General features: G+C 57.1%; 21 protein-coding genes. 1 reads left to right on the plus strand and 20 read right to left on the minus strand.

What is annotated here, in order from left to right; translation table 11 throughout:
• Window positions 1–291 precede the first annotated feature (291 nt).
• From AC0T7J_RS20515 to AC0T7J_RS20580, 14 genes are all read right to left on the minus strand, one after another.
• Window positions 292–1,065, minus strand: coding sequence for a TIGR03747 family integrating conjugative element membrane protein (locus tag AC0T7J_RS20515; RefSeq protein WP_258996249.1), 774 nt, complete (start codon window positions 1,063–1,065; stop codon window positions 292–294).
• Window positions 1,058–3,157 (minus strand): type IV conjugative transfer system coupling protein TraD, encoded by a 2,100-nt coding sequence (traD, locus tag AC0T7J_RS20520; protein ID WP_473796547.1) that lies wholly within the window; start codon window positions 3,155–3,157, stop codon window positions 1,058–1,060. The genes AC0T7J_RS20515 and traD overlap by 8 nt, the downstream gene beginning before the upstream one ends.
• Window positions 3,150–3,722, minus strand: coding sequence for a restriction endonuclease (locus AC0T7J_RS20525; protein ID WP_473796776.1), 573 nt, complete (start codon window positions 3,720–3,722; stop codon window positions 3,150–3,152). The genes traD and AC0T7J_RS20525 overlap by 8 nt, the downstream gene beginning before the upstream one ends.
• On the minus strand, window positions 3,722–4,228 hold the full coding sequence (locus tag AC0T7J_RS20530) for an integrating conjugative element protein (RefSeq protein WP_258996247.1): 507 nt from the start codon (window positions 4,226–4,228) through the stop codon (window positions 3,722–3,724). Before AC0T7J_RS20530 ends, AC0T7J_RS20525 begins: the two co-directional genes overlap by 1 nt.
• Complete coding sequence (locus AC0T7J_RS20535) at window positions 4,225–4,896, minus strand: lysozyme family protein (protein WP_115388379.1); 672 nt, start codon at window positions 4,894–4,896, stop codon at window positions 4,225–4,227. The genes AC0T7J_RS20530 and AC0T7J_RS20535 overlap by 4 nt, the downstream gene beginning before the upstream one ends.
• Complete coding sequence (locus AC0T7J_RS20540) at window positions 4,875–5,594, minus strand: TIGR03759 family integrating conjugative element protein (protein WP_258996245.1); 720 nt, start codon at window positions 5,592–5,594, stop codon at window positions 4,875–4,877. Before AC0T7J_RS20540 ends, AC0T7J_RS20535 begins: the two co-directional genes overlap by 22 nt.
• A gap of 10 nt (window positions 5,595–5,604) precedes the next feature.
• Window positions 5,605–6,348 carry a DUF2275 domain-containing protein gene (locus tag AC0T7J_RS20545; protein WP_147790068.1) on the minus strand — a complete coding sequence of 248 codons (744 nt, stop codon included), beginning with the start codon at window positions 6,346–6,348 and terminating at the stop codon, window positions 5,605–5,607.
• On the minus strand, window positions 6,345–6,965 hold the full coding sequence (gene pilL2 / locus AC0T7J_RS20550) for a PFGI-1 class ICE element type IV pilus protein PilL2 (RefSeq protein WP_115388376.1): 621 nt from the start codon (window positions 6,963–6,965) through the stop codon (window positions 6,345–6,347). Before pilL2 ends, AC0T7J_RS20545 begins: the two co-directional genes overlap by 4 nt.
• A 127-nt stretch (window positions 6,966–7,092) precedes the next feature.
• Window positions 7,093–7,341 carry a DUF2442 domain-containing protein gene (locus AC0T7J_RS20555; RefSeq protein WP_064703432.1) on the minus strand — a complete coding sequence of 83 codons (249 nt, stop codon included), beginning with the start codon at window positions 7,339–7,341 and terminating at the stop codon, window positions 7,093–7,095.
• A complete protein-coding gene (locus tag AC0T7J_RS20560) occupies window positions 7,325–7,567 on the minus strand; it encodes a DUF4160 domain-containing protein (protein WP_064703431.1) in 243 nt (80 codons plus the stop codon). Before AC0T7J_RS20560 ends, AC0T7J_RS20555 begins: the two co-directional genes overlap by 17 nt.
• A gap of 103 nt (window positions 7,568–7,670) precedes the next feature.
• Window positions 7,671–8,159: an STY4534 family ICE replication protein gene (locus AC0T7J_RS20565; protein ID WP_110412182.1), complete on the minus strand. Its 489-nt coding sequence runs from the start codon at window positions 8,157–8,159 to the stop codon at window positions 7,671–7,673.
• Between the two features lie 325 nt (window positions 8,160–8,484).
• Window positions 8,485–10,527, minus strand: a complete 2,043-nt coding sequence (locus tag AC0T7J_RS20570) for a DNA topoisomerase III (protein ID WP_473796553.1) — start codon at window positions 10,525–10,527, stop codon at window positions 8,485–8,487.
• A 15-nt stretch (window positions 10,528–10,542) separates the two neighbouring features.
• Window positions 10,543–11,097, minus strand: coding sequence for a hypothetical protein (locus tag AC0T7J_RS20575; RefSeq protein WP_115388374.1), 555 nt, complete (start codon window positions 11,095–11,097; stop codon window positions 10,543–10,545).
• A 1-nt stretch (window position 11,098) separates the two neighbouring features.
• Window positions 11,099–11,812 carry a PFL_4669 family integrating conjugative element protein gene (locus tag AC0T7J_RS20580; RefSeq protein ID WP_115388373.1) on the minus strand — a complete coding sequence of 238 codons (714 nt, stop codon included), beginning with the start codon at window positions 11,810–11,812 and terminating at the stop codon, window positions 11,099–11,101.
• 65 nt (window positions 11,813–11,877) lie between these two features.
• On the opposite strand from AC0T7J_RS20580, the gene AC0T7J_RS20585 reads away from it, so the two are divergent.
• Window positions 11,878–12,066: a hypothetical protein gene (locus tag AC0T7J_RS20585; RefSeq protein ID WP_473796556.1), complete on the plus strand. Its 189-nt coding sequence runs from the start codon at window positions 11,878–11,880 to the stop codon at window positions 12,064–12,066.
• A 21-nt stretch (window positions 12,067–12,087) separates the two neighbouring features.
• Here the strand turns inward: AC0T7J_RS20585 and AC0T7J_RS20590 are convergent, their stop codons facing one another.
• From AC0T7J_RS20590 to AC0T7J_RS20615, 6 genes are all read right to left on the minus strand, one after another.
• Window positions 12,088–13,263: an STY4528 family pathogenicity island replication protein gene (locus AC0T7J_RS20590; RefSeq protein WP_473796559.1), complete on the minus strand. Its 1,176-nt coding sequence runs from the start codon at window positions 13,261–13,263 to the stop codon at window positions 12,088–12,090.
• 83 nt (window positions 13,264–13,346) lie between these two features.
• Entirely contained in the window at window positions 13,347–13,595 is a 249-nt protein-coding gene (locus AC0T7J_RS20595; protein ID WP_115388371.1) for a ParE family toxin-like protein, read from the minus strand.
• Between the two features lie 70 nt (window positions 13,596–13,665).
• Window positions 13,666–14,247, minus strand: a complete 582-nt coding sequence (locus AC0T7J_RS20600; protein WP_473796562.1) for a DUF2857 domain-containing protein — start codon at window positions 14,245–14,247, stop codon at window positions 13,666–13,668.
• On the minus strand, window positions 14,237–15,820 hold the full coding sequence (locus AC0T7J_RS20605; RefSeq protein WP_346437484.1) for a ParB family protein: 1,584 nt from the start codon (window positions 15,818–15,820) through the stop codon (window positions 14,237–14,239). Before AC0T7J_RS20605 ends, AC0T7J_RS20600 begins: the two co-directional genes overlap by 11 nt.
• Window positions 15,817–17,196 (minus strand): SPI-7-type island replicative DNA helicase, encoded by a 1,380-nt coding sequence (dnaB-PI, locus tag AC0T7J_RS20610; RefSeq protein ID WP_115388368.1) that lies wholly within the window; start codon window positions 17,194–17,196, stop codon window positions 15,817–15,819. Before dnaB-PI ends, AC0T7J_RS20605 begins: the two co-directional genes overlap by 4 nt.
• A gap of 51 nt (window positions 17,197–17,247) precedes the next feature.
• On the minus strand, window positions 17,248–17,487 hold the full coding sequence (locus tag AC0T7J_RS20615) for a hypothetical protein (protein WP_115388367.1): 240 nt from the start codon (window positions 17,485–17,487) through the stop codon (window positions 17,248–17,250).
• Window positions 17,488–17,539 lie beyond the last annotated feature (52 nt).

Below are 17,539 nucleotides of genomic sequence, written 5' to 3' on the forward strand. Positions count from 1 at the left end.
ATATGAAATTTATTCTCCTTAAAAACTCTATGGAAGTTTAAACGTCATTTGTTACATCTGTCGCCTATACCGATCCTGTTTGAAGATTAAAATCAGCAACGTCCGCTTCTGGCACAAAGCAGACATTCAACGCAGGCATAAAATGAACCAAGCTAGTACGCAGCGAGCAGTCAGCCCCTGAATGCCGCTTTAGCGGCATGGAAGCACCAGATTTCACTAAGGATAAAAATTAATGAAAGAAGGTAAGTGATCTGAACAAGTGAAAGGCCCGCTTTTGCGGGCCAGGGGAGATCAGAGGTACTTTTTAAAGGACGCTGTGGTTACCGTAATGGCAAGCCCCAGCATGATGGCCGCGGGTAGCAGCAACAGGTTGGGATAGACCGCCGACGGCCATGACAGGTACGCCATTGCCGGTATGTATACCGCCGGCTTAATCAGCCTTTTTGCGCGGTGGTATAAAAACGACGATTCATACCCCGCCCCGTAGCGACGCAGGTCGCGGCGTCCCAGCCCCTCTACCACGGCCACGGCAATGACCAGCACAAACAGCGGGATGGAGAGCGTCAGTATCGTAACCCGGATAAGCGTTACAACGGCCACCCAGACGCTGGCAAGCAGATACTGCTGCAGGTAGCCAGCGAGCCAGCTGCTGGCCGATTTCAGCTGGCGGGAAATTTCGTTGCCGCTGTTCATTTCCGATTCATACATCGACTGCACCCAGCCAACGAAACCGCTGTCAACAAAGGCCCACTGATAGGCAAAAGTGATCCAGTGCGTGACGGTAACTGAAGGTTCCGAGAGCAGAAGGCTGCGGGTGAAATCCGACGACAGGTAGCCCATTTCCGTGGTCATCACCTGCTGGCTATGTCCGGCACCCATTTCCGGCCAGAAGAACGCGATACCGATGTATTCCACAATCAGGCTCAGGAACAGAGAAGCCAGGATCATGCCGACCAGCTTCCACGGCCAGCCCCAGACCAGGTTGTAAATCAGCCCGTGCTCGCGCGGCGGAATCGGCTGCTGTTGTGGGTTCTGTGGCGTGACGTTACGACGGGGTTCAGCCATTGTCTTCTCCTTTCAGGGCACCGTGACCGGCCGCGCCGCCGTTCCACCACCCTTCGCTGCTGTGGTAATTCCGGCGCATCTCTTCGGCCAGGCGGGTAATATCGTCCGGCATGTGCTCGTCGGCGGCGTCACCGGCCGGCAGCGGCATGCGGATTTTCCAGAGCTGCCCACCCTCAAGCAGGGCAAACGCCTGGCCCTTTGGCAGCGATACAATATCCGACGGCTCCAGCAGCGGCACCTTGATCGTGCCGACGCGGTCCTGCGTGCTGGAGGTAAAGTCGTGATTAACGGTGACGTCTGCTGAATCCTGGTGCCCGGAGACCAGCGTTTTGCTGTAGATTTCCACCTGCGGCAGCTGGGTGGTCAGCAGCTCTGCCGTCCGGTTCTCGCGCACGCGCAGCATGATGAGGTTGTTAAAGTTACCCTGCACCTGGGAGGTTTTGGCCGCACTGCCGATACGCGCCTCAATATCAGAGGACGTCTGTGTGTAGGCTGTGACCTGCATCCCTGCGCCGCCGCCCTTGTTAATCAGGGGAATAAACTCATCGCCCATAAGCTCGTTGAACTCATCACAGTGAAGGTTAATCGGATTTTTGCGATCGTCCGCCCCTGGCAGGCCCGCGTTGATACCGTGCTTGTAAATGTGGCCGGCCACACTCACCAGATCGGCAAACATGCTGTTACCCACGGCGCTGCCTACCTCGCTGTCGCTCAGCGCGTCCAGGCCGATGTACACAACGCCTTTTTTACGGATCACCTGCTCCCAGTCAAAGATCGGACGCGGGTCGTCCATGTTGAGGTAGTCGGGCGACAGCAGCTCGGCGGTTTTGCCCGTGGTCAGCTTCTCCAGCAGAGGCAGCAGGGATGCCACTATCTTGTCAAAGTAGGTCCGATCGTAGCGCACGGCAGAGCGCAGGCCGTCCAGTATCGGGTCGTACAGCTGCTGTCCCAGTTCGGAGCTCAACGCCACCTCATACGCCCAGATGCGCACGGCATCCGGCTGTCCCTGCATGTTGCGGGGCACGTCATCATCACCAAAGAGTTTGAGGTTGTTTTCGATCTGCTTGCTCAGGTCGGGAAGCTTGTCTGTAATGACTTTCACCGCGTAGCGCAGGTACAGGTCGGCGATGTTATTCACGTAGCGCGTGATCAGCGTGTAGTCCGGCCGTTCTCCTAGTGCAACGAGCGCCCGCGCCACGATGTTCACGAATCGCCAGGCGAACTCCCGGAATGCGGCGCTGTTGCCTTCGCCGCTTAGCTGACCGGCCACACGCGACGCCACCTCAGAAACGCGCCCGAAGCGCCCCACGGCGTTATAGCGGGCCGATATGTCGGGCCACCCGAGGTGGAAGATGGTCAGCTCGTCGCCACGACCGGCGCGGTGCGCCTCTGCCCACACGCGCTTGAGCAGGTCAGCGTCCCCTTTCGGATCAAACACGATCGTGGTGTCGCCGCGCCGGATGTCCTGAGTGATCAGCAGCTCGGCCAGCCGGGTTTTACCCACGCGTGTCGTGCCGTAGACCACCGTGTGCCCCACGCGCTCGCGTAGATCCAGCGTGACGTCGATTTCGTTAGGTTCGATGCCGTGTATGGCCGGGTTACCGCCGACCGGCGGCAGCGGGCGGACCGGATTCAGAACAGAGTCGGCATTCAGCAGTTTGCTCAGCGCGGGCAGCCGCTTTTCCGTGGCCTCCTCGGCGCGGCGCGCCAGCTGGTACAGCCTGGACGGCTGCAGATAGTGGGCGACCTCGGGGCGCAGCGTGTCGCGCAGGCGCTGGGTATGCGTCTGCGTCCACCGAAATCCCCTGCCTATAAAGAGCCGTCGCTTACTCAGTGGGATCTGCCGGGAGGTCATCACGTAGCGCGGCAGCCGGCGCAGGTTGCGCCGGTAGCGGATCACCTGCATGCCTTGACGGGCCCGCACGATGGACAGCACGGCAAAGCCGCCTGCCGTAACGTAGCTGACGGAGGGGGCAAGGGCGACCGCCCAGGGCGCGGTGACGCACACCACGGCGGCGGTGCCCGCCACGGCGGCCGTGTTCAGCTCAACGGCCGGGCGCAGCAGCGCTTCTATAACGTAGCGGTTACTCATGGGACCATTCCTTCAGTGAAATGCCGGACAGCAGCCTCAGCAGGTTTTGCCCACTGATGATCTTAAGCCGGGAAGAGGTACGGCAGACGGCTTGGCTCATCTGCCCGGTTCTGCCGGTATGGATAAAAAATCCGCGCTGGCCGGCGCGGGAGAGCAGCGCATCAAAATCCCGGACGTGACCGGGGGAAATGGCCCGGCTATAGCGTTTGGCCTGTATCAGCCAGCACTCGCCGTTGATAAACACTTTGCCGTCCAGGCCGCCGTCACCGCTGTAGGACGCGTTGCGCTCGACCTTCAACCCCTGCCGCTCAAAGGCAAGCAGCAGCAGCTCCTCAAAAACGTAGGGATTTATTTTGCGTAGATAGCTCATCCGCTGGCCGTCGCCGTTCAGTTCGCGCAGGCGCTGATGCACGCGCGCTGCGGTGGCGCGATAACGACGGTGCCGACGGGCAGTGGCCGTCTCCCGGCGAAACAGCCACGCGACGACGACGAGCAGGACGATAAGCCCCGCGGCCAGCAGCGGATTGACCGAGAGCAGCAGGGCCACGGTTTGGGGCGTCCCCATCATGGCGCGGGCTCCTGGGTCAGCCCGCCGTCGGTTATAAGCACGGGGTAATGCGTCAGCTGCAGGCGGCGCGCCAGATCCGAACCGGAGGCCGGGGCAAGGGTCATGCCGGGCGCCAGGCCGCGCAGCCCGTCAAGGGAGTCCTGGCTGTCCACGTTCACGACAAGCCCCACGGCGCCTCTGGTCGACAGACGCTGCGCGTTGTGCCGCAGCCAGGACCGGGATACATCATCGTCCCCGATGATGAACAGCGCGCCGATGCCGGGCAGCTGCAGGTCGCGCGGGTTGACCGTGCCCGGCGACATTTCCGGCGTGATAACGGGCAGCATGGCCGCTTCACCCTGGGCGGGCGGCGCGGAAACGGGTGCCGGCGAGTCCTGCCGGTTAACCGCGTCAAAGATGGCCTGCGTGCTCTGTCCTCCGAGGTCGGCCAGCACGTTCAGCTCCGCGTGGGACGAGAGCGACAGCAGGATGAGGGGCATGGCAAGAAAGCGGACGTTTTTCATGGTCTCGGGCTCCTGGGTTCAATCCAGACGAATCCGGTGTTGGAAGTAGCAGCGGGCACAGGGGTATTGTCCGCCAGCTGCACGGGAGCCGGCGCCGGGCTGTTATCCACGGGGGCCGGCTGCGAAGGCGGCGACTGCAGCGTGGCAAGCTTTGTTCTGATAAAGGAGCGGTAGCGCGCGGCGGCCTGTCCGCCGGCGGGATGGTGATAGCAGCCGGCGGCGTCCAGCCAGCTGCCGGGCTTACGGTCCCAGCATTCGCGCAGGATAACAGCGGCGGCGTTGAGGTTGGTGTACGGATCCAGCGCTTCCCAGGTGGACGTGAAGTGATCGCCGTTCCAGCCAAGGTTGACCTGCGCAATGCCCACGTCAATGCGCTTCAGGGAATGGGTTTTCATGAACACCTGCAGCGCCTGCCAGGCCTCAAGCCGGGTTTTGTAGCGATACCCCTTGCCCGCCACGTTCAGCGTCCAGGGCCAGGGACGTACGCCCCGAGGCAGCGTGCGGGAGGATTCCTGCAGAGCAACCGAATACAGCGCCTCCGGTGGCACGCCGTGCTGGCGCGCCACCTTTGTATAGCCGTCGGGTACAGTCTGCATACCGGATGACCAGCAGTTTGCCGACGCCAGCAGCAGCAGGGCCGCGCCGGTCAGTACGCTGCGAGTTGCCATCCGTTTTCCCCCTGCTGCAGCACCACGGGCATCATGCCGTTGCCGAACCGCATCCAGCGGCCGCCGTCGTGATTAAGCGTGATCTCACGGCTGCGTACCTTGTCCAGCGGGATGTGATGCGCTTTGGCCCAGCTGCGCAGCGCGTCATCGTCGCCCTGGCTGTCAACCAGATAGATATCGACCGGACGGTCGTCGGCCAGCACGGCGGACAGTCGCGCGTCACACTGAGTGCATCCGGCAGACTTCACGAACAGCGCCAGTCGCCCGCCGGTGTCGTGGGCAATGCCGGCGGCGTTACCCATGTTAACCGCCAGCGTGTTGGGGTACAGCCGCTGCCAGGCGCTGTTCACCTCGCGCTGAAATTCCATTTCTTTCTGCGTGCGGGCAAACTCCTGCTTTACCCACTTCTCGGCGTACTGACGGCGCTCTTCTGCGCTGCGCGCCTCGATGCCGAGCGTGGAGAGTGGATCGAGGCCGGGCGACTGCGTGCCCCGGGGGCCGTTCATCAGCTGCTTATAGCGCTGATAGTCCTGCTGGTTCAGCCCCCACTGCCCCGCCTGCTGCTGCAGATCCTGAACCGCGCTTTGAGCGGTGTGCTGCGCGTCCGTAGCCTGGCCCTGGCTGTCAGTGGTCTGGATACTCGCATACGCGGTGCCGCCGCAGGTAAGTAGCAACAGAATCAGTGCTTTTATCTTCATTTCGACTCCGTTAGTGAACGTTAACGGTGGTTACGTGCCCGTTTACCCGAAACTGCGCCTGTCCGTATCCGGCGCCGATTAGCGTCCAGCCCTGCACGGACTGGCCTTCGCCGATAAGGCGGATCTGCGACAGGTCGCTGAAGCCCTGCGGGGCTACGGCGGCAAAGGACGTGGTGCCCCGCTTTTCCACGCCGGTCAACACAAACGGCGCCCGGCGTGCCACTTTATGGGCGGCACGATGTGGCTTAGCGGGTGCCTGCTTTTTTACGGCGGGCGGGGTGTTGGCGTGAGGCGTCTCTTTCGTCTTGTCCTGGAGCGCGTTCAGCTGCGCGTCGAGCCCGGACAGCTGCGCCAGCATGCTCTGCCGGGCGGCGCTGAGATCGCCGACGGCCTGCTGCAGGGCGACAAGCGCCGGGCCGCTCCGGTCCTCCTTCAGCGCGGCCTGCAGGGCGGCGATCTGCTGCTGCTGCCGTTTCAGATCTCCACCGTACGCCTTCAGGCTGTCCTGCAGGGGCGTAAGATCGGACTGGGTCAGCGCCTGCGAATACACCACGTTTTGCTGTTTTTCGACGTGGGCGAGACGCTGATCGAGCGCGCTCACGCTTTTAAGGGAAACAAACGTTAGGCCGGCCACGGCCAGCGCCACCGCGACGCCGCCATAAAGCGGCAGTCGGCGCAGAATCGCCGCGCCTTTGCGTGGCTTCTGCTGCACTTCACCGGCGAAATCGTCTTCATCAAGGGCGGGGTTGCTCATTTTGTCAGAAACCCTCCACGTACGGGCTGGCCCTGAATCACCGGCGGGGAAATGGTGTTGCCGGACGCCTCAGGCAGTGTGGCGGTGCGCGGCGACAGCTGGGTGGCCGGAAGCTGATAACCGGCGCGCAGGCTGTGGCACACCACGCGCTGCACGTCGTCCACCTCAAGCTGCCAGGCCGCGCCGGCCATTACCTGTAGCGCGGTGCGCAGACGCATCGGGCCGAGCTGAAACTGCACCGCCGGCAGCGGCTGCCGGTATAGCACGCCGTTGGCCGGGCCGGTCTGACAGAGCGAGTAACCGGACTGCTTCAGGGCATAGCGCATGGCGTCGGCGACCGTGGGCTGTACGGACGGGGGAATGCGGATGTCAATAATCTGGGAAAGCGGATCCTGCTGGGCTGCCTGCGGGTCGGTGCTGACCAGAAGGTAACGGTCGTAGCGCACTACCTCCGGCGCGCGCCCGTAGGGATCGTCGGCCGGAGTCTGGACGTTGCGGGAGACGCTGACCGACGGCGTCGGCTGGACGGGCGCCCGCTCCTGCAGCTTCTGGGGCGGTGTGGCGCATCCCGTCAGCAGCACGAAGGGCAGAACGGCGGCGAGGGCGTGTAGTTTCATCTGAAGATTCCTGTAGGTGACAGAACAGGCATCACTGTGCGGAACTCTTCAGCGGGCTTCCACGAACAACTCTTTTTCCGGATCCAAAAAAAAACGCCGACCGGGGTCAGCGTTCAGGCAGGGCGCGTCAGGCGACCTGATGAGGAGGGTGCGTGATGTCACCGCGCCCCTGTATCAGCCCCTCAACGGAGATGTCTTCGTCAAGGGCGTCCCAGTGTATGCCACGGGGAGATAGTTCGTAGTCGTTGCGCTGCTCGGGCGTGGCGTCAAGCAGCCGCGGAAACCAGGACAGCGGTACGCCAAGCGTGCGATCGTCCGTGAGTTCAACCCACATGGTGGAGTCATCGAACCGGACGTCTCTAGCTGAAATAGTCATTCCAGGCCTCCAGTAGTGTCGTTTTGTGTAGCTTCACCAGTACGAACAGCTCTTTAAGGGTCCGTGAGTCAAATCCGTCATTTCTTGCCAGCGCCACCACGGGTTCAAGCCAGAACTTAGCTTCAGCGCCAGATTTGGAAACGTGGATATGCGCGGGTTCACGCGGATTGCCTTCGTTGGAGTAGAAAAAGAACCGAAAACCGTTCAGCCGAAGTATGACAGGCATCGTCAGTAACCTTTAGGGAATTATGGTGGAGATTACAGCGGCAGTCAAAACCCTGCAAACGCCGTAAAACTGCCCGTGAAAGGGCAGATTTGGGAGGGTAAAATCAGAACGAGTTGTCAGCGTAGGACGGCGCCTGCTCTGAGCCACTCTGTGCCGGCGGCGCATCGCTGCGTTCCGGTTTGTAGACCATGTCCTGACCGATTTTAATCCAGTCTACCTTGATCAGTCGGGCCTTCAGGCTGACGCGGCTTTCGCCGGCGTGCTCACCGTTTTTCAGCTGAAAAATGTCGGTTGACGGGTTGCTCAGAGAAAACCCGATCAGCACCTTCTTATCCTCATCAACCGCCTTCTGGCAGCGGTTAATCAGGCTACTGGCTTCTTTGCCAGCAACCGTTACGTCAAAACGAACGTAGGAAGGACTGTCACTCGGACCGGACAGCGCGTTGATCACGCAGCTGATGAAGGTGCCGGACTGCGCGTTAACCTGCCGGACGTTACTCAGGTAACCCAGGCCTTTTATGGTCAGGTTAAAGTAATCGTTGCGGCTGGCGGCGGACGTGGTGGTGGCGGACTGCGCGTTGTTTACAGACATGATGTTATCTCCGGGGGTCAAAAAAAATCGACGGAGAAAACTTCGGCCCGGACGGGAGAAGTCTTCCCGTCGGGGAGTCAGATTCAGGTGAGTCTGACTGTCTGGTTAGTTGAATAAACCCTGATCGTCAGGCAGTAGGTGCCATATGTTGACGATATCTGCTTCCAAAGGTGCGCAGATGTACCACACGATGTGCGCTCCCTTTCAGGCTACAGGAGCTTTCTGTTCAGCCACCCGAAGGCGATTCTCTCAGGCTGTTGAATCATTGGTGGTCGTCAGAGACGACGGATAAGCCCTTTTATTTTTAGGCCGCGCGTTCGCAATGTCAACCGTCCACCCGTAAAACGCCCGGGGCTTTTGGCCCGCTGCTCCTGCGCTTCCCGGCGGCCCGGCGTTTTGTTTTGCGGTTGGCCTCACCAACGATCCCCTTGCATTCCGGGTACTGAACGCAGCCCCAGAACGTGCCCTCTTTACCCGTTCGCTGACGCATCGCCTTGCCGCAGAGCGGACAGTCTGGACCGACCGGCACTGTGACGTGAAACGGCTGCGCGCGCCCCTTTTCAATTAGGTGACGCGTCCACTGCGCCTGTTTTTGCATAAAGCCGTGCAGATCCGATTTCCCCTGCGCGATATCGTCCAGCGCCTGCTCCCAGAGAGCTGTCATGCCGGGGCTGGTCAGCGTCTCCGGTAGCGCGGCGATCAGCTCGCGGGCCATCTGAGTGGAGTGAATGTGTTTCCCTTTTTTCTCCAGGTATCGACGCTTGAAAAGCGTTTCCAGCACGCCGCTGCGCGTGGCCTCCGTACCCAGCCCGGCGTTTTCCCGCAGCACCTTTTTGAGCTGGGGATCGCTGACCAGGCTGGCCGCGTTTTTCATGGCCGCAATCAGCGTGCCCTCGGTCATGGGCGCGGGCGCTTTCGTCACGTTGTCTTTTACACTCCCGCCCTTCACGCGGCATACGTCGCCTTTGTCGAGCGGCGGCAGGCTGGCCGGCGCGTCCTCTTCGCCTTCCGCCTCGTCGTCCTCCTGCAGGCCGCTGAACAGCGTTTTCCAGCCGGGCACCACGGTAACGCGTCCGCGCGTCCGGAACAGCTGGTTTCCCAGGTTAAACGTCGCGCCGGTGACGTCAGATTCCTGCAGCGGCATAAACTGCGCCAGGTAGTGCTGACGAATAAGCTGATAAACCTTCAGCTCGTCTGAGCTGAGGCGCGCCAGATCAAATGCCTGGCGCGTGGGAATGATGGCATGGTGAGCGGTGATTTTTTTATCGTTCCATACCCGGGACATAAAGCTTTTGTCCAGGCCCGACAGCACCGGACCGACCGAAGGGTCGGATGCCAGAACAGCCCGGAGAACGTCCGCCACCTCGTCCCGCATGGACAGCGGCAGGTAGCCGCAGTCGGTACGCGGATAGGTTGTCGCCTTGTGGGTCTCATAAAGCGCCTGCGCAATGGTCAGTACCTGGCTGGCCCCCATCCCCCACTTTCGGGAGCACACCTGCTGAAGCGTGCCGAGATCGAAGCACAGCGAGGCGGGCGTTTTTTCCCGCTTCTTCTCCGCGGTCAGAACGATAGCCGATCCGGTTTTCTGGCAGAGCTGCAGAACGGCATTGGCAATCGGCTGATTGATGCAGCGCTTTTCCTCGTCGCAGTATTGTTCTGCGCCGACCCACTCGGCGTGAAAAGTGACGCCGTCTTTTTCCAGCTGTGCCCTGACCTGCCACCAGGGTTTGGGGGTGAAGTTCGCGATCTCATTGTCGCGGTTAACCACTATAGCGAGTGTCGGCGTCTGTACCCGCCCCACAGAAAACATCTCCGCATGGCCGGCCTCGCCGGCCTTCAGGGTGTAAAGGCGCGTCAGATTCATCCCGATAAGCCAGTCGGCCTGCGAACGGCCGACGCCCGCCTGATACAGTTTTTCGGTTTTCTCGCCGGGCAGCATGTTCTGTAGCGCCTGCCGAATGCTGCCCTCGTCCAGCGCGGACAGCCACAGGCGGCGAATAGCGCCACGGTAGCCGCAGTACGTCATCAGTTCCCGGGCAATCACTTCGCCTTCGCGATCTGCGTCGGTGGCGATCACTACCTCGCGGGCTTTTTTCAGCAGCTTTTTAATCACGGCAAACTGATCTGCCGTTTCTTTCTTAACCACCATCTGCCAGGTTTCGGGGATCACCGGCAGCACGTTTGCCCGCCATGGCCGCCCGAACTGTTCACCGTAAACCTCGGGCGTGGCAGTTTCCAGCAGATGCCCCACCGCCCAGGTGACGGTGACGTTCTCGCCTGAGATATATCCCTGCCCGCGCTGACTGACGCCCAGCACTCTGGCGATATCCTTTGCCTGTGACGGTTTTTCACAAAGATAAAGCTGCACAGCTGACCTCCCGGATTAACGGACCTTGCCTGATGCGACTTGCTTAACTTCCGTCATCAGCTTTTCAAATGCGCTGCCGGTCAGGTGCGATGCCGACGGCGACCGGTATGTGACATAAGCGCGCGTGCCGGCCCCGTTTTTTTGCAGCTCAATCTCCATATGATCGTTGTCACCTACATCACTGCCCATTCGGTAAGAACTGCCCTGTACAGCTTCCCAGACCGGATGGCTGTCTTCTATCGCGGCGGCGGCCCAGCGGCTGTTACGGTCTTTATTGCGAATATGGGCGATCTCATCAGGGGTGACATAGCCGTAGTGTCGCTTGAGACGGGCGGCGGCGGTATCGATGTCAACCGGCAGGCTGAATTCGCGGTTGACACTTTCGGTTGCTCCAGTTGACGCTTTTGTCATTACAGGCATGCCATTGCCTGGATCTTCGCCACCGCTACGAAGGGTTTTACTGACGCTGAAAGCGGTATCGCTGATGTTCTTGTTTATGGCGGCCAGGTCGGTGCCGGCACAGCCGGTAAGAAGTGCGCAGACGGCGCCGGTAATCAGTATGTTTTTCATGTCAGACATTCTCAGCAGGGGTTGTCAGAAGCGGGGAAAAAGAGGATCGCTTTTCACCGGAAAGGATGGCCGGATCAATTTTGCCAAGCTTTTCAGCAGCGGCGATGCCCCGGGCGGTGTTATTGCGGATATCGTCATAGGTCACCGGCACGGTTTTGTATCCCTGAATGACGCCATAGACCTGACGCACGGCGTGACCACCAACGTTAAGGTACTGATCACGTTCCGACAGCGAAATCAGACCGTAATGGAATGCCTGGAAAACCTTGAGGGCTAGCTGGTCAAAGTGCACCAGAAGCCACACGCAGCGGTAGCCAAGAGGCGATCGGCTGAAGACATCCAGATTCAGGGGCTCAACGGATGAGACGTCAGACAGATTGATACCTGCCGGGATAGCCGAAAGGACGCGTTCAACCTTTTCAATGGTTTCATGTATCCGGTCGGTAGCGGCTTTCAGCGCATCCTCAAGACGTACGAGAACCTGATCGGCATAAGGGTTGCCGGCGGCAGAATCACGCCCGGCCAACCCTGCACGCGAGATAGCCTGCGGCATACCGATAATTTCTGGTCTTTTTTTACCCTGATTCGGTATTTCATCCCGGCGCCGGCCTTCCCACAGGCGAATGGCGTAGTGTGAATGCAGGTCAATGGAAAGTGATGACTGCAGGGCTCCCGAGCGGCGTGGTGTGGCCTGAGGGGTGGTTTGTTCGGCCATAGCTGTCTCCTGTTAGGCAAAGGCATCGATTATGCTGAAGGGGCATCCTCATTCCTGAGGAGCGAATGAACAATTCAAAATCAGTTTTCGGAAACAGAAAATTTCCGCAGAAAAAGGAGTTGCGGAGCGGAGTGCTGCTTACGTTTCGTACTTTGTTGCAGGCTGCAACACTGCTCGCTTTTCGTACTTTGTTGCAGGCTGCAACACTGCTTACTTTTTGTACTTTGTTGCAGCGTGCAACACTGAGCGCCTGACACTCCCATCCGGAAGCTGACTTAGTCATTGTCAGAGCGGTCAGAATGAATGTGAGATCGCACACGCTGGATGATGTCCCGCACGCGGGCGTCATTAGTGACCTGCCGGCGCGAAGGCCGTTCGGACTGGACTGGCCGGTACTCAGGCCGGGCGGGTACAGGTTTAGCGATGGATTCCCTCTGCGGCTGGTAAAGCTCGCCCTTTCGCGCTTTCTTGAGCACGGTCAGCATCCATCCCACCGGATTCTGCAGAGTGCCTTCTTTCATGGCCCTGCCGAGGTTTTGCAAAACCAGCTGTGCCTGTTCTGGCTGAAGCGCCTGAAGCTGTGCGCTCAGCATTTTACGGTCTTGCTCACTGAGCAGGCTGGCAAATTTCTCCGGCAGAGCAGATACCTGCTGTACGTATGTATTTTTAGTATTGTTATTAACAATACGTACGTAACTGTTCGGTTCCCGAACTCTGTTGTTTTCAGGGGCTTTTTCACCGGGTTCGGAATCCGAATCCGGTAATATTTTATAGCCTTTGTCACCGGGTTCGGATTCCGAACCGGGATGCATTAGCTGCATACGATTTTTCATGTCAGAGGGATTTTGCGCTGCCCCCAGCCGTCCTTCTATAACCGCCAGGTGACTTCGGTGATGACGCATGGCGGGATCAAGGCAAACATCATTGATAATGGTTTTTGCCGTCTGGCTTATTGTCTTATTGCTGCTAAAGCACGCCTCCGCTACCGTTTGAAGCCAGCGAGGATCAAGTAACTCGGCATCTGCAAATGCCAGAGGTTCGTCATGCTGCGCATAAATATTTCCCCTTATTCGTCCCTTATCATCTCGGACACGCTTACACAGGCTCAGCCAGCCGGTAATGCGCAGCATAAGCAATACCCGGCTGATGGTTTCTCTGGAGGCTTTACCTTTGCCCGGCGTTGCCAGCTGAAGCTGCAGATCGTCATAAGAAGGAAATACCGCGCCGTCGTTATGCTGGGCGTGCAGGCGAATAATTATCCAGGCCATTTTATCGAGAGGAGATAACCGGGTATCCAGCAACAATCGTCGGGGAAGTGCATCATGCACGTTACCCATAAACAGCAGCCCGCCGCGCGCAAAGTTATTTTGCTCTCCCGACTCACGCGCCTGCAGGCGGTCATTCATTTTTTTGACAGCGTGGCTAATCAGGCTGTCATCCGGAAGCTTCATTACTCTCCCTTATGCGGATCGTGGCTATAAAAAACACTTAGCGCTACGCCTGGAAGCGTACCGCTAAGCAGTCTCTCTCGCGTTCAGTTACGAATCGCAGTGTTGTATCTTTCATGATTCATCATTATCCAGGTCTGGCCTTCATCTCTGCTGAGTAAGCGCCAGAACGGGCCAATATCTATTTTGTAATAACCAGTCTGATTTTCATGGAGCCGCTTAAAGTTACGCTCCCCCTTATAGAAACCGTGTACCGCTCTGGCGGCCTTGTTGCAAATGGCAGATGGAGCCGAAGCCGGCGCTTTCAGACCCGGGATAATTTCATTTAGCTTCACGATGAGCCCCTTAGCTTACTTATTACAGTGAATGTTCATGCCCGCTCTGTCTTAAGCCGCGGGCAGGCTCTTATGCCATTCTTCGACTCGCAGCGGTCAGCTTTTCACTTTCCCATTTACGGATCGTATTCCAGACGGCGGTAAGCGGAATGTTCATTTCCTCAGCCGCAAGCAACATGATTTCAAGACCTTCTTCCGTGTCGCAGGAGACCGTCTTGCCGCTATTATCCCAAATCGACCAGAGCCGGGCGCTCTCATCGTCAGATATGACCGTTCCACGACCGGCACGAACTTTTATGCCGGCAATGCGGCGGCGGGTAGCAACTTCGCTGCTTGGTAGGCCAAAGAAGTGGGACAGCAGCGCAATTGAGCCACCCAAGGCCAGGGCACGATCGAGCCTTTTAAGCCGTGTCTGCTCTGTCCGCGCCTGATACAGCAGCCGGCTGAGGTTTTCATGGTTTATCTGGAACGACAGCACAGAAACCTCACTGTTACAGATGTAGTGAATATCCTCGATCGTCATATCCTTGAGTGCGGCGATTTCCTCCCCAGTCAATCCCATTTTGTCACAGCGACGAATGAAACCATTTTTAAGCTCCATAACGAGATCGAGCAGAAAACCGTTAGCAGCGCGGGATAAATTAGTGTTCATTGTGCAACCCTTCAGTTGTTAAGGCATAAGTCGGAGCAGCGGCCTGTCGCTGCAGTTCGCGGAGGCGACGAAGCACCCTGACCAGGCGAAATAACGTCAGGGTCATATCGTCATTGAGTAAAGGAGGATGAGATTCAGATGTACCGATCAGCAGATTTACAACGAGCTCCATATTCACGGTGTCAGCACCGGTGCCAGTGAGCGAAGCCAGAAGTAGTGCAGCCGGATGTGAAGTTTCTGCAGATGCCATACGATAACCTGGGGCGTTTTCGTCTTCGCTCGCCGGCTCGAAACCTTCAGCACAGCCTAACGCTTCGCTGATATCCCAGCACAGTCGATAGGCCATGCTTTGCAGATGTTCGATATCGTCCTGAAGGGCATTTATTTGCCAGAAAGAAACATCTGATTGGTTATTTGCAGTGAATTCAGCAGACTGAGGGGATTGTCCATCAGTTGCAGTATGTGTTTCAAACGCTGATGAAGCGACTTCTGCATGTACAACCGGAGATGACTCGCTTTGAATATCATCAAGCCAATCAGAGGCTTTAGAGGGAGTCGTTTCTTCTGTAATGTGGAGTTCGTTATTTCGCGGTATATCAGCAGCGATTGGTTCAATCTCTGTTTCTGCCGTATGAGCAACTGCCTCATCATTATCATTGGCCCCAACAATTGGCACGACTGACGCTTGAGGTTGATGCAAGACCTCCTGCTCAAGATCCCCAGCGTGCAACATTGGTTTTCTGGCGTCTCTAAGTTCCAGCAGCCAACGGTCATAGTCCATTTCATCATCAGGCAGCGCATCAGTCAGATCACCAATAAGCTCGTCAAGGAACATATCCTGAGACCAGCTTTCAGGATCGTCGAATTTTTGGCAACACCCGCCGTACACCTCTGCGAAGGTTTTAACAGGCTCAATGCCTTTATTAAGGCAGCAGTTGTCCCATACTTTTTCGGCACTTTGCCTGAGCGACAGAAGCTGGTTGATACTTTCTCGTTTGAAACCGGATGTCAGCAGGGTCGGCATCCAGGGAAAAAGATGCTTCAGAGTGTCTTCCATCCGACTTATTGTGGAATAGTGAACGGGCAGACCTTCCTTCGCCAGAATAGCTGACAGCTCACGTAAGGTTGCCTTCCGACCAACCGTTTCCTCGTGAATTTTTCGGACATTCTGCACGCCAAACGCTTTATCGATAAACGTCAGTGATCCGCGCCCTTCATTTTCGGCCAGATGACCAACCAGGCAATTTAATCTGCCAGGCCAGGGTTTAATGGCGCATAAAATCTCATTGAACCGACTTTCACCCGTTTCTTCCCAAAGCTCTTTAAGAATTGCATACCGGGTGTTACCCCCGTCACTGAACGTCCATATCCCATCAGGAAGGCGTGGGTCACGAGTAACAATCGGCACGGAGGCAAGTCCGCGAGCCCTGATTGACTCTTTTATATAGTCGAAGCGCGGATTACGCGCTTTGCGCGGGTCGTCAGGATTAGGACGTAACTGATCAAGCGTAAACACCCGCGTAAGCGTGCTTTCTACTCCAGCAATTGAACCTTCAGGCAGGATTTTTTTCATCGGTACTGCTTCCTGTCATCGTATCCGAGGTCATAACTGCCTTCAGGGTACTCAGAAAACAGCGTATATTTTCCATCAAACTGCACTTTCAGGGTTCCGGTTGGCCCCTGGCGCTGTTTACTGATGATGATCTCTGCCTGCCCTGGACAGTTAGTGTCGGCGTTATAAACCTCATCCCTGTAGATAAAGCTAATCAGGTCAGCATCCTGCTCAAGCGCGCCGGAATCACGAAGATCGCCATTATTAGGGCGTTTATCAGCGCGTTGTTCTACCTGACGATTAAGCTGGGAGAGCGCAAGCACCGGGCAGCCGAGTTCTTTGCCCAATGCCTTAAGAGAACGTGAAATCTCGGCGATTTCCTGCGTGCGGTTCTCCATGCCAGGACAACGTACCAGCTGCAGATAATCGACCATGATGAGTGAAGGCTGCCCGTACTTACGGATATAACGGCGCGCACGGGTACGAAGCGTTGCCGGGGTTTGGGCGCTGTTATCATCGATGATAAGTCGATTGCGCCATTCGGCCAGTTCGTGAGCCCCTTTACTAATGAGATTCCATTCAGTGTCACCAAGATCACCGCTGCGCAGACGACTAAGCTCTACCTTGCTACGCATGGAAAGCAGCCGCATCATCAGCTGTTCGGTAGGCATTTCAATACTGAAAATGAAAACACTTTGTTTCGGTCGTCCCAGCAATGCGCCAATGCACCAGCTCAGCGCCATAGAGGTTTTACCCATTGATGGCCTGGCGGCCAGCAAAATCAGATCCCCTGGCTGAAGTCCGCAGGACATGTAATCCAGCGCTGCCATACCTGTTGGAGTGCCGGTTATAAAATTGTCTGATCCTGTAGCTGATTCAAGTTTGCTAAGCAGTAAGTCCAGCGCTTCCGTTACTTCGAGCTCTTTTGCATTCTGAAAAACGCCCTGCTCACTTAGTTTGAAAAGGGCATTTTCAGCATGCTCAGCAACCTCCGGCGCGCTAAGGCGATGGTGATGCACGTCGGCAAGAATGGCATTGCCAACCACAAGCAGCTCCCGTAAACGACTTTTCTCCACCATGACGGCGGCATAGCCCATAATGTTGGCAGCTGAAGGGGTATTTTTAGAGAGTTCCGCCAGATAAGCGAAACCGCCACAGCGCTCAAGATCATTACTGCGCTCCAGCTTCTCGCTAAGCGTGATCAGATCAAAAGGCTGGGACGCGGCAGACAATGTAGACATAGCCATATAAATGGCGCGATGCCCAGAAATGAAAAAATCTTCCTTCTTCAGCAGTAGATTGACGTCATCCCATCGATCATTTTCCAGCATCAGCGCACCAAGCACGCACTGTTCCGCCTCAGTCGAAAAAGGTATATCAGTAGCTTTTTCAGGCATGAAATTCCCCTCTACCGTCAAGTAGATATAAAGAAGTAAACAATCAGATTATTAAGTTTTGCGGGCCGTTATTTCATTCACGTAAGTATCTAAATAACGGTCGATCAGGCCTTGTATGAGCTTTGATGACGTCATAACTCTTCCGAACGCGGAGCCGACTGACATAGCAGCCTGCTCGGTTTTTACTCGTCTTGCGGGACCTATGTAAACCAGAGGGGCTAATTTTTTATCGTTTTCGAGCGAGGGCATAGCTACTGACTCCTTGTTAAGTTTTGTTGTGGAATTAGCCATAAATAAAATTCCATATGAAAACGAACTGAGCCCCTGAAATTTTAATGCGCTG

This window comes from Pantoea sp. E956-1 (genome assembly GCF_982223955.1).